Annotated in this window: 12 protein-coding genes; all 12 read left to right on the forward strand. The window is 32.5% G+C overall.

The window, feature by feature from the left end; all coding sequences use genetic code 11:
* The first annotated feature begins 198 nt into the window (after nt 1–198).
* The 12 genes from rpsA to CD121_RS02925 all read left to right on the forward strand — a co-directional run bounded on the left by rpsA (nt 199) and on the right by CD121_RS02925 (nt 12,659).
* Nucleotides 199–1,377, forward strand: a complete 1,179-nt coding sequence (gene rpsA / locus CD121_RS02870) for a 30S ribosomal protein S1 (RefSeq protein WP_126567410.1) — start codon at nt 199–201, stop codon at nt 1,375–1,377.
* Nucleotides 1,378–1,550: 173 nt separating this feature from the next.
* Entirely contained in the window at nt 1,551–2,861 is a 1,311-nt protein-coding gene (gene der, locus CD121_RS02875; protein WP_017637960.1) for a ribosome biogenesis GTPase Der, read from the forward strand.
* A gap of 19 nt (nt 2,862–2,880) precedes the next feature.
* Complete coding sequence (locus CD121_RS02880) at nt 2,881–3,879, forward strand: NAD(P)H-dependent glycerol-3-phosphate dehydrogenase (protein WP_017637961.1); 999 nt, start codon at nt 2,881–2,883, stop codon at nt 3,877–3,879.
* Between the two features lie 171 nt (nt 3,880–4,050).
* A complete protein-coding gene (hbs, locus tag CD121_RS02885) occupies nt 4,051–4,323 on the forward strand; it encodes a non-specific DNA-binding protein Hbs (RefSeq protein WP_001043863.1) in 273 nt (90 codons plus the stop codon).
* Between the two features lie 253 nt (nt 4,324–4,576).
* The gene (locus CD121_RS02890; RefSeq protein WP_029055326.1) at nt 4,577–5,149 is read left to right on the forward strand and encodes a heptaprenyl pyrophosphate synthase subunit A; all 573 of its coding nucleotides are present in this window, start codon (nt 4,577–4,579) and stop codon (nt 5,147–5,149) included.
* 2 nt (nt 5,150–5,151) lie between these two features.
* A complete protein-coding gene (locus tag CD121_RS02895) occupies nt 5,152–5,859 on the forward strand; it encodes a demethylmenaquinone methyltransferase (RefSeq protein ID WP_017637963.1) in 708 nt (235 codons plus the stop codon).
* Between the two features lie 20 nt (nt 5,860–5,879).
* Nucleotides 5,880–6,839 (forward strand): polyprenyl synthetase family protein, encoded by a 960-nt coding sequence (locus CD121_RS02900; protein WP_037536644.1) that lies wholly within the window; start codon nt 5,880–5,882, stop codon nt 6,837–6,839.
* A gap of 133 nt (nt 6,840–6,972) precedes the next feature.
* Nucleotides 6,973–7,422 carry a nucleoside-diphosphate kinase gene (gene ndk, locus CD121_RS02905; RefSeq protein WP_017637965.1) on the forward strand — a complete coding sequence of 150 codons (450 nt, stop codon included), beginning with the start codon at nt 6,973–6,975 and terminating at the stop codon, nt 7,420–7,422.
* 421 nt (nt 7,423–7,843) lie between these two features.
* Complete coding sequence (aroC, locus tag CD121_RS02910) at nt 7,844–9,010, forward strand: chorismate synthase (RefSeq protein WP_017637966.1); 1,167 nt, start codon at nt 7,844–7,846, stop codon at nt 9,008–9,010.
* A gap of 24 nt (nt 9,011–9,034) precedes the next feature.
* Complete coding sequence (gene aroB, locus CD121_RS02915) at nt 9,035–10,099, forward strand: 3-dehydroquinate synthase (RefSeq protein ID WP_126567411.1); 1,065 nt, start codon at nt 9,035–9,037, stop codon at nt 10,097–10,099.
* Between the two features lie 11 nt (nt 10,100–10,110).
* Nucleotides 10,111–11,412 carry a 3-phosphoshikimate 1-carboxyvinyltransferase gene (gene aroA / locus CD121_RS02920; RefSeq protein ID WP_126567412.1) on the forward strand — a complete coding sequence of 434 codons (1,302 nt, stop codon included), beginning with the start codon at nt 10,111–10,113 and terminating at the stop codon, nt 11,410–11,412.
* Nucleotides 11,413–11,414: 2 nt separating this feature from the next.
* Complete coding sequence (locus tag CD121_RS02925) at nt 11,415–12,659, forward strand: tetratricopeptide repeat protein (protein ID WP_070453792.1); 1,245 nt, start codon at nt 11,415–11,417, stop codon at nt 12,657–12,659.
* Nucleotide 12,660 lies beyond the last annotated feature (1 nt).

Below are 12,660 nucleotides of genomic sequence, written 5' to 3' on the forward strand. Positions count from 1 at the left end.
TAGATTGAATCTTAATATTAATAAACACTATAAATATACATCTTCAACTTTAAATTGAAATTTATTTAAAAAATTCACTTTTTAATTGCATCTACGAAATCAACATAAAGTTTCTTAAAGTGTAAAAGGGGAATTTCTTGACAATTCAGTCAGTTTGTAAGATGTTATACTTATGTAGTGTATAAGGAGGCAGACAAGATGACTGAAGAATTCAACGAATCAATGATTAAAGATATTAAAGAAGGTGACAAAGTCACTGGAGAAGTACAACAGGTTGAAGATAAACAAGTAGTTGTGCATATTAATGGTGGAAAATACAATGGTATAATCCCTATTAGCCAATTATCCACACATCATATTGAAAAAACTAATGAAGTAGTTAAAGAAGGCGATGAAATAGAAGCCTATGTAACGAAAATTGAATTTGATGAAGAAAATGATTCAGGTGCATATATTTTATCTAAAAGACAACTTGAAACTGAAAAATCATATGACTATTTACAAGAAAAACTTGATAACAATGAAATAATTGAAGCTAAAGTAACAGAAGTTGTGAAAGGCGGATTAGTTGTCGATGTAGGGCAACGTGGTTTCGTACCTGCTTCATTAATTTCAACAGACTTTATCGAAGATTTCTCTGACTTTGAAGGACAAACAATCAAAATTAAAGTTGAAGAATTAGATCCTGAAAATAACCGTGTAATCTTAAGCCGTAAAGCTGTTGAACAAGCTGAAAATGACGTTAAAAAAGCATCATTATTAGAATCACTTAATGATGGAGACGTGATTGAAGGTACAGTTGCTCGCTTAACAAACTTTGGTGCTTTTGTTGATATTGGTGGTGTAGATGGATTAGTTCACGTTTCTGAATTATCACATCAACATGTTCAATCTCCAGAAGAGGTTGTTTCAGTTGGCGAAAAAGTGAAAGTAAAAGTAAAATCAGTTGATAAAGATACTGAACGTATTTCATTATCAATCAAAGATACTTTACCAACACCATTCGAACAAATTAAAGGTCAATTCCATGAAAATGATGTTATCGAAGGTACAGTTGTAAGATTAGCTAACTTCGGTGCATTCGTTGAAATTGCTCCTGGAGTACAAGGCTTAGTTCATATCTCAGAAATTGATCATAAGCACATTGGTACACCAGGTGAAGTATTAGAACCAGGTCAACAAGTTAGTGTTAAAATCTTAGGTATTGATGAAGACAATGAACGTGTATCATTATCTATCAAAGCTACTTTACCAAACGAAGATGTAGTTGAAAGTGATGCTTCTACAACACAATCTTATTTAAATAAAGATACTGAAGAGGATAACCCTACTTTAGGTGATGTCTTTGGTGATAAATTTAAAGACCTTAAATTTTAATAAACAATAAATTATATTTACACTCCAATTAGAGTTATCTCTTTAATTGGAGTGTTTTTTTACATCTTCTCAAGTATTATTTAATATATTTAGTCGTTTGTTACAAACGTATTTTGAATCAGTGCTTGCATGTGATAAAATTATAGAGATTAAGAAAGAGAGGAAGTTAACAAATGACTAAACCTATAGTAGCAATTGTAGGCAAGCCTAATGTAGGGAAATCTACAATTTTTAATAGAGTAGTCGGCGAACGTGTTTCTATCGTTGAAGACACGCCTGGTGTAACCAGAGACCGAATCTATTCATCAGGTGAATGGTTAACTCATGAATTCAATATTATAGATACAGGTGGTATTGAAATAGGAGATGCACCATTCCAAACACAAATTAGAGCACAAGCAGAAATAGCCATCGACGAAGCGGACGTTATCGTATTTATGGTTAATGTTAGAGAAGGATTAACACAAAGCGATGAAATGGTAGCACAAATGCTCTATAAAAGTAAGAAACCTGTCGTTCTCGCAGTAAACAAAGTAGATAACTTAGAAATGCGTAACGACATCTATGATTTTTATTCTTTAGGATTTGGAGAACCTTATCCAATTTCAGGTTCGCACGGTTTAGGTTTAGGTGATCTATTAGATGCCGTCGTTGAAAACTTTGGTGAAGAACAAGAAGACCCATACGATGATGATACAATTCGTTTATCAATTATTGGTCGCCCAAATGTAGGGAAATCTAGTTTAGTCAATGCCATTTTAGGTGAAGAACGTGTCATTGTTTCTAATGTTGCTGGTACTACAAGAGATGCTGTCGATACAGAATATTCATTCGACGGTCAAGATTACGTGTTAATAGATACAGCTGGAATGCGTAAAAAAGGTAAAGTATACGAATCTACAGAAAAGTATTCAGTCTTAAGAGCATTAAAAGCAATTGAACGTTCAAATGTCGTCTTAGTTGTTATCGATGCAGAACAAGGTATTATTGAACAAGATAAACGTGTCGCTGGATATGCGCATGAAGAAGGTAAAGCAATCGTCATTGTTGTTAATAAATGGGATACAGTAGAAAAAGACAGTAAAACGATGAAGAAATTTACAGAAGACGTTAGAAAAGAATTCCAATTCTTAGACTACGCACAAATTGCCTTTGTCTCAGCTAAAGAACAATTAAGATTGAAAACGTTATTCCCTTATATTAAAGAGGCAAGTGAAAATCATAAAAAACGTGTACAAAGTTCAACATTAAACGAAGTAGTGACTGATGCAATTTCAATGAATCCTACTCCAACAGATAAAGGTAGAAGACTAAATGTCTTTTATACAACACAAGTTGCGATTGAACCGCCAACATTTGTTGTATTTGTTAATGACGTTGAATTAATGCATTTTTCTTATAAACGTTATCTTGAAAATCAAATTAGACATGCCTTTGGATTTGAAGGTACACCTGTTCATATCATTCCAAGAAAAAGAAATTAAAACGGAGGGGAATATTAATATGACTAAAATATCAGTATTTGGTATGGGAAGTTTTGGTACAGCATTAGCCAATGTATTAGCACAAAATGGCCATGATGTACTAATGTGGGGTAAAAATGACGAAAACGTCGAAGAATTAAATACACATCATATGAATAAAAATTATTTAAAAGAAGCAAAACTAGATCCATCTATTAAAGCCAGTACAGATTTAAGCAAAGTTGTAGATTTTGCAGATATATATTTAATGGCTTTACCTACTAAAGCAATGAGAGAAGTTGCTAGTAAAATCGATGGATTACTAACTACTAAAAAGACTTTTATTCATGTTGCAAAAGGTATTGAAAATGGTACGTTCAAACGTGTATCTGAAATGTTGGAAGATTCAATCTCTCCTGAACACAATGCAGGTATTGGTGTATTATCAGGACCAAGTCACGCTGAAGAAGTTGTTATCAAACAACCTACAACTGTGGCAGCATCATCAAAAGATGAAGCAGTAAGCCAATTAATTCAAGATTTATTTATGAATGATTATTTAAGAGTATATACAAATAATGATTTAGTCGGTGTTGAGCTAGGTGGCGCATTGAAAAACATCATTGCAGTAGCAAGTGGTATCGTAGCTGGAATGGGATTTGGTGATAATGCAAAAGCAGCTCTTATGACACGTGGTTTAGCTGAAATTAGTCGCTTAGGAGAAAAATTAGGTGCCGATCCTATGACATTCTTAGGTTTAGGTGGCATAGGTGACTTAATTGTAACTTGTACATCAACTCATTCTCGTAACTTTACATTAGGTTATAAATTAGGCCAAGGTAAAACAACAGATGAAGCACTTGAAGAAATGAAAATGGTAGTTGAAGGAATTTATACAACTAAATCTGTTTATTATTTAGCACAAGAAGTTAATGTTGATATGCCAATCACTACAGCATTATACAAGGTGTTATTCGAGGATGTTCCTGTTAAAGAAAGTATTAAAGAATTAATGGGTAGAGACAAAAAATCAGAATAATAAAGTGTCATTTTACACTTTATTGATGTGTTTTCCAAAAAAATTAATTATAATCGTATTATTTTAAGGTTTTTAATATATAAATCGTTGCGGTGACAGTAATCAGTGTGTTAAAGTCTAACCATAATGATATAATGATATCATTATCAAACCTCAGGAGGTGAATTCATAATGAATAAAACTGATTTAATCAATGCAGTTGCAGAACAAGCTGATTTAACTAAAAAAGAAGCTGGTTCAGCAGTAGACGCTGTTTTTGAATCTATCCAAAACTCACTTGCTAAAGGTGAAAAGGTACAATTAATCGGTTTCGGTAATTTTGAAGTACGTGAGCGTGCTGCTCGTAAAGGCCGTAACCCTCAAACAGGTAAAGAAATCGACATTCCTGCAAGTAAAGTTCCAGCATTCAAAGCTGGTAAAGCATTAAAAGATGCAGTAAAATAATTTTACTTAAAAAAGCCCTTCGAGGGCTTTTTTCTTTTTGTATAAAATAAAAATTTAGTTCTCTATCAAAAAGAGAAAAATTAATTAACTATTTAACATAACTCCAAATACATAATCATATAATACATAAAAAGCGTTACTTTTTACATAAGTATAAATTCTGTAATCTAATAAAGATGAGAAGGGACTCTAATATTTAATTTTTTGATATATAATGTTAATATAAATAGTGATAATATCGTGAGGTGTGAACATGGAAACTACTGTAAGCAAATTAAATATAGATATTAAGCAAAGGCTTAAGGGTATAGTTGATTATGAAACCATACAAATCAATGAAAAGTTGGGTCAATTTTTAGACACATGCTCACTACCTGAAAAAGCAAAGTTAGCTTGCCTCACAATCGACACTTCGATGAAACATCTAGATGACATATCTAACAATCGTTTATCAAAGCATTCTATTCTAGTTGGAGATTTATTAAGTGCACATTTCTATACTATACTAGCTGAAATAAATGATCCTGAATATCAACTAGCAATGAGTAAAGCTATTGTTGAAGTGAGCGAGCTTAAATCTTCACTACATCAACATGTATTAACTGATGAAGAAGCGAGTGACGCAATTTTTAAAATTGAAACATTATTCCCATATATTACGTTAACTCATTTTAATAATGAAGGAAATGCAACTCAGATATATGACTTTTTATATGACGATGTACATGACTACTATCCATCATATTTAAAAAATTATAATAAAGAACGTGTTAATCTAATTATGAAAGACATCAAACAAACGCTAGATAAAAGAAGAGGTAATTAAAGATGGCTGAAAATAACGCAAAAAAAGAACAAGTTCATACAGTATTCCAAAATATTTCAAAAAAATACGATAGACTTAATAACATTATTAGTTTCGAACAACACAAAGTGTGGAGAAAACATGTTATGAAAGAAATGTCAGTCAAAAAAGGGAGTAAAGCCCTTGATGTATGTTGTGGTACTGCTGATTGGACAATCGCTTTAAGTAAAGCTGTAGGTCCTGAAGGAGAAGTAACTGGTATTGATTTCAGTGAAAACATGTTAGAAGTAGGAAAAGAAAAAACATCAAATATGGACAATATTAATTTAGTCCATGGAGATGCCATGAACTTACCATTTGATGATAATTCATTCGATTATGTCACAATCGGATTCGGCTTACGAAATGTACCAGACTATTTAGGCGCATTAAAAGAAATGAATCGTGTACTTAAACCAGGCGGTATGGTTGTATGCTTAGAAACGAGTCAACCAACATTACCTGTATTCAAACAAGTATATCGTTTATATTTTAAATTTGTGATGCCAATCTTTGGTAAATTATTCGCTAAATCAAAAGAAGAATATGAATGGTTACAACAATCTACTTTTGATTTTCCAGGTAAAGAAAAATTAAAACGATTATTTCAACAAGCAGGATTTAATAACATAAAAGTACGTAGCTTCACAGGTGGCGTTGCTGCAATGCACCTTGGCTATAAACAAAAATGATACGACCAAAGGTGATTAACGTGGCAAAGTTAAACATGAACAATGAAATAAAAAAAGTTGAAAAGCGTCTAGAACAGTCAATTCATAGTAATGATAAAGTACTTGAAGAAGCCGCTTTTCATTTACTTTCTTCAGGTGGAAAACGTGTTAGACCAGCTTTCGTCATTCTTAGTAGCCAATTCGGTAAAGAAGAAGGCGTTTCAGAAGATACGTATAAAGTGGCTGTAGCATTAGAACTCATTCATATGGCAACATTAGTCCATGATGATGTTATCGATAAAAGTGATAAAAGACGTGGAAGACTTACAATTTCTAAGAAATGGGACCAAACAACAGCGATTATCACAGGGAACTTCTTACTTGCGTTAGGTTTACAACATTTATCAGAAATTAAAGACCAACGTGTTCATGAAATTTTATCTGAATCTATCGTGGACGTATGTCGTGGTGAATTATTCCAATTCCAAGATCAATTCAATAGCGAACAAACGATTACTAACTATTTAAGAAGAATTAACCGTAAAACTGCTTTACTAATTCAGTTAGCTACAGAAGTAGGTGCTATTACGTCTCAATCTGACAAAGAAACAATTAGAAAGTTAAAAATGATTGGTCATTACATCGGAATGAGTTTTCAAATTGTCGACGATATACTCGATTTTACTAGCACTGAAAAGAAATTAGGTAAGCCTGTAGGTAGCGATTTGATGAATGGTCACATCACATTGCCAGTTTTGCTTGAAATGAGAGATAATGCATCATTCAAAGATATGATTGCTCACTTAGATAGAGACAGTAATAAAGAAGAATTTGAAAAATGTATAGATATTATACGCAATTCAAATAATATTCAAGTTTCAAAAGATATAAGTGAAAAATACTTGAATAAAGCGCTCAATCTAATTGATGAATTAGATGATAATCAAGCCCGAAACTTATTTAAAAAGTTAATTAAAAAAATGGGTTCTAGAAATGTGTAAATCATGTAAATCAGCTTGAAAGCGCTTTAATTAATTGGTAGTATATAAGTTAGCTACTTTATAATTAGCGGACAAGTTAATTTATACATACTTCAGAAGCTTGTTATTTTAAATTACAGGGGGACAACACAAAGTGGAACGTACATTTTTAATGATTAAACCAGATGCAGTACAAAGAAATCTTATCGGAGAAATAATTTCTCGTATTGAGAACAAAGGATTAAAACTTGTAGGTGGCAAATTAATGCAAGTACCACAAGAATTAGCTGAAAAGCATTATAGCGAACATGAAGGTAAACCTTTCTACAACAATTTAATTTCTTTCATTACTTCTGCACCAGTTTTTGCAATGGTTGTTGAAGGTGAAGATGCTGTAGCGGTTTCTCGTCATATCATCGGAAGCACAAACCCATCTGATGCTACTCCTGGATCTATTAGAGGAGATTTAGGTTTAACAGTTGGTAGAAATATCATTCATGGTTCTGATTCAGTGGAATCTGCTCAAAGAGAAATTAGTTTATGGTTTAATGATGAAGAAGTAAATACTTATGAATCTCCTAGAGATGCTTGGTTATACGAATAAAAAAATAAAATTTAAATAAGTAATTCATTTTATCCTTAGAGCCTGAGACATAAATCAATGTCTCAGGCTTCAATTATATATTGGCAGTTGTTGCATTAGTTATAACTTATTGAGCACCTTAGCAAAAACTAATGCGTAAATATCACTAACCCAATTTAGGAAGTGGTACTTTATCATTTTTTTATTTGGTTCTTTAACAAAATAATATGCAAGTAATTATAATTCAATCAAAACTTGTACAAAATAATATCATCTGTTATCAATCAATTAATTTCATTTAGAAATAAATCTTAAACTCATATTTTTGATTTGTAATAAAAATGACGTTAGCTCGATAAACTTATATTGATTTATTGATTGTGATATTATTAAACACATATAATAATTCATAAAAGAACTAAAAGGAAAGGAGTGTGCTTTAGTGAGATATTTAACTTCAGGAGAATCACATGGCCCACAACTAACAGTAATAATTGAAGGTGTTCCAGCTAATTTAGAAATTAAAGCTGAAGATATTAATAAAGAAATGTTTAAACGACAAGGCGGATATGGTAGAGGCCGTCGTATGCAAATTGAAAAAGACGCTATCGAGATTGTTTCAGGTGTAAGAAATGGCTATACACTAGGAAGCCCGATTACACTAGTCGTAACAAACGATGATTTTACTCATTGGAGAAATATCATGGGTATTGAACCAATTAGTGAAGAAGAACGAAAAAATATGAAACGTACTATTTCTAAACCAAGACCAGGACATGCTGATCTTGTTGGCGGAATGAAATATAACCACAGAGATTTACGAAACGTCTTAGAACGTTCTTCAGCTAGAGAAACAGCTGCTCGTGTAGCAGTGGGTGCTGTTTCTAAAATATTATTAGCTCAATTAGATATTCATATATATAGTCGTGTTGTAGAAATCGGCGGCATAAAAGATGAAGGTCTATACGATGCTGAGACATTTAAATCTAATATCGATAAAAATGACGTTCGAGTTATTAATGAAGATATTGCTCAACAAATGAGAGATAAAATTGATGCAGCTAAAAAAGAAGGCGACTCAATTGGTGGCGTGGTTCAAGTAATGGCAGAAAATATGCCTGTAGGAATCGGAAGCTATGTTCATTATGATCGAAAATTAGATGGTCGTATAGCTCAAGGTGTAGTAAGTATTAATGCCTTTAAAGGAGTTAGCTTTGGCGAAGGATTTAAAGCCGCTGAAAAGCCTGGTAGCGAAATTCAAGACGAAATTATGTATAACGAAACTCAAGGATACTATAGAGCTTCAAACCACTTAGGTGGATTTGAAGGTGGTATGTCAAACGGAATGCCTATCATTGTTAATGGTGTAATGAAACCTATTCCTACATTATACAAACCATTAAACTCAGTAGATATCAACACAAAAGAAGATTTCAAAGCAACGATTGAACGCTCTGATAGTTGTGCTGTTCCAGCAGCAAGCGTTGTTTGCGAACATGCAGTCGCTTTTGAATTAGCTAAAGCATTATTAGAAGAATTCCAAGCTAATCACATTGACCAACTAAAAGCACAAATCGCAGAACGTCGACAGTTAAATATCGAATTCTAATCCTCATAAATAAGGTGAATAAATATGAAATTAAATACAACTTATCAAGATAATAATTATCCAATTATTGTTGAGCATGGTGCTATTAATCAACTACAAGATTTCACTCAATCTTATGATCAGTCATTTTTTATCATTGATGAAACAGTGTATCAACATTTCAAAGATAAAATAGATCACTTTATTAGTGTGAATCACGCTCATAAAATAATCATTCCATCGGGTGAACAAACGAAATCTTTTAATTACTTCCATGAAATTGTCGAACATATTTTAAGCTTTCAAATTACGAGAAATACAGCAATTATCGCTATTGGTGGAGGCGCAACAGGTGACTTTGCAGGATTTATAGCTGCAAGTGTATTAAGAGGCGTGTCATTTATACAAGTCCCAACAACTATCTTAGCCCATGATTCAAGTATTGGTGGTAAAGTTGGAATTAATTCTCAACATGGTAAAAACTTAATCGGTGCATTTTATCGACCTAAAGCTGTTATTTATGATTTAGATTTCTTAACAACATTACCTTATAGTGAAGTACTAAGTGGTTATGCAGAAGTCTATAAACATGCATTACTAAATGGTCAAGAAGACACTAGCAATATTGAACAACATTTTCCTAATAAAGAAGCATTAGCGTCATTAGATGATATTGAAACATATATTTATAAAGGTATCGAAACAAAGCTAAATATCGTTGTGAATGATGAAAAAGAGCAAGGTATGCGTAAGTTTTTAAATTTAGGGCATACATTTGGCCATGCTATAGAATATAAATATAAAATTCCACATGGTCATGCTGTGATGATAGGTATTGTTTATCAATTTATCGTGTCTAATCAAATATTAAAAACCACATATGATATTGATCATTATCTTAATTATTTAGACTCACTAGGATATCCAATTAACATTATAAAAGAGTTAGAATTCGATGATATTTATCAATATATGCTTTTAGATAAAAAGAATAACCAAGATGGCATTCAAATGGTTCTAATGAAATCATTAGGTCATGCAGTTGTAGAACACGTAAACAAATCTACACACTTAGCTGCATTTAACGAACTTCAATCAAAAATAAAGTAGGTGAATAAATGATGTCGATTACACAAACAATTGATATTAATGGTCCTTTAACAGGGAACATTGAGGTGCCTGGTGACAAATCCATCACGCACAGAGCAATTATGCTCGCATCATTAGCAACAGGACAAACAACTATATATAAACCATTATTAGGTGAAGATTGTAAAAGAACGATGGCCATCTTTGAACTTTTAGGTGTAACAATCACCGAAGAAGAAGATCGTATTATTGTTGATTCACCTGGTTATCAAAATTTTAAAACGCCACATCAAGTTCTGTATACAGGTAATTCAGGCACAACAACACGTTTATTAGCCGGATTGTTAAGTGGTGTTGGTCTGGAAAGTGTATTATCGGGAGATGTTTCAATCGGTAAACGTCCAATGGATAGAGTGTTAAAACCATTACTAAAAATGAACGCACAAATTAGTGGCGTGGATGGTAATTACACACCCTTAATTATTAAGCCTTCAAACATTAAAGGCATGCAATATACTATGGAAGTAGCTAGTGCCCAAGTAAAAAGCGCTATATTATTTGCTAGTATCTTTTCTAAAGAATCTTCTAGCATCACAGAAATAGATGTTAGCCGTAATCATACAGAAACTATGTTTGAACATTTTAATATTCCTATTTCAGTTAATGATAAAATGATTACTACCAAACCATTAGCAGTACAACATATACAACCACGTGATTTTCATGTTCCAGGCGATATTTCTTCTGCTGCATTTTTCATCGTTGCAGCCTTAATCACACCTGGCAGTGATGTTACAATTCATAATGTTGGCATTAACCCAACTCGTTCAGGTATCATAGACATCGTTAAACAAATGGGTGGTCATATTGAACTTAGTGACATTACAGAAGAATCGGAACCGACTGCATCTATACGTGTGCGTTATACACCAAATTTAAAACCCATTCAAATACATGGAGAACTTGTACCGAGAGCAATTGATGAATTACCCGTCATTGCATTACTTTGTACACAAGCTTCAGGTACGAGTGTGATTAAAGATGCAGAAGAATTAAAGGTTAAAGAAACAAACAGAATTGATACAACAGCAGATATGCTAAATCAATTAGGTTTTGAATTGCAACCAACAAATGACGGTCTTATAATCCATCCTTCTGAATTTAAAACTAGTGTCACAGTTGATAGTCAGACCGATCACCGTATAGGAATGATGTTAGCTGTTGCATCACTACTCAGCTCAGAACCTTTATCCATAGAACAATTTGATGCAGTTAATGTTTCATTTCCAGGTTTCTTACCAAAATTCAAGCTTTTAGAAAATGAGGGAAAATAGTAATGGAAGATATCTACAAATTAATAGACGATATCAATTTACAAAAATTAACAAATTTAGATACTCGTGTAAATGAAGTGCTGAGTTCAAATAACGATGATGCATTATTCATTTTAGGTGAAACACTTTACAACTTTGGTTTAACACCACAAGGTTTAGAAGTATTCCGAACGCTTTATCACAGATATCCAGACGAAAGTGAATTACTTATTTACTTTATTGAAGGGCTAATGTCAGAGAACCAAACTGACGAAGCGTTAGAGTATTTAAGTCAAGTTGAAGAATCTACAGAAAAATTAATGCTCGAAGCAGATTTATATCAACAAATTAATATGCTTGAAGTCGCTATCGATAAAATTCAAGCCGCGATTCAATTAGAACCTAATGATCCAATTCTACATTTCGCTTTAGCAGAATTACTATATTTCGATGGGCAATATTTACGTGCTAGCACTGAATATGAAACAGTACTTGAAACTGGTGAATATGAAGTCAATGGTATTAACTTATTCTCTAGACAAGCAGATTGTAGCTTACAAAGCGGAAATTATAGTGATGCTATTCGCCTATATGATGAGATTAATGAAACTGAGATGAATTCTGAAGATTATTTCAAAAAAGCAATTGCTTATGAAAAAAATGACATAACACAAGAAGCCATTAAAATAATGAAAACGTTATTAACGAAAGACCCTGATTTCTTACAAGGTTATTTCTATTTACAATCATTATACGAAAACGAAAAAAATTATCCGGATGCTATTGAAATTGGTAAAGAAGGATTACGTTTAAGTCAATTTTATAAAGAATTAATGGTTTCAACAGGTAGTATAGAAATTGAACATGGCGATGCAAATGAAGGTGTCACTTTATTAAAACAAGCACTAGAAGTAGATAATGCATATCATGAGCCACTATTGATTTTAAGTGATTTATATAGAAGTGAAGAAGATTATGAAGCACTTATCGACTTGCTCACATATGTAGATGAAGAAGATTTAGACCCAGTGTTTATGTGGCATTTAGCATATGCCTACGGACAAGAAGAACGTGACAAAGAAGCACAACATTTCTTTGAATTAGCTTATCCAACTTTAAAAACACAATCTGAATTCTTAAGCGACTACTATTTCTATCTCTTAGAAATAGGGCAAAAAGAACAAGCTAAATCTATTCTTGATCAACTACTTGAAATGGATCCAAGCAATGAAACATGGCATGATGAAGCAATGCGTTTACAATCTTAAA

It is taken from the genome of Staphylococcus pasteuri, assembly GCF_003970495.1.
GTDB lineage: Bacteria > Bacillota > Bacilli > Staphylococcales > Staphylococcaceae > Staphylococcus > Staphylococcus pasteuri.